We start from the raw sequence: 218 nt of genomic DNA on the forward strand, positions 1-218 counted from the left end.
TTGAACGCAGGGAACACAGGGACCGAGGCCGACTTCTTGGCAAGTCTGCAAGGTCCACAGGGACCAGCGGGAGCCAATGGAATAGACGGTGCTGATGGTATCGATGGAACGAACGGAGTGGACGGTGCTGACGGGATCGACGGTGACTCCGCCTATCAGATATGGTTGAACGCAGGGAACACAGGGACCGAGGCCGACTTCTTGGCAAGTCTGCAAGG

General features: G+C 58.3%; 1 pseudogene. It reads left to right on the forward strand.

The window, feature by feature from the left end:
* A pseudogene (locus tag ACFQ1M_RS15450) lies at nucleotides 1-218 on the forward strand (hypothetical protein); the annotation flags it as partial.

This window comes from Sungkyunkwania multivorans (assembly GCF_042675645.1).
Taxonomy (GTDB): Bacteria; Bacteroidota; Bacteroidia; order Flavobacteriales; family Flavobacteriaceae; genus Sungkyunkwania; species Sungkyunkwania multivorans.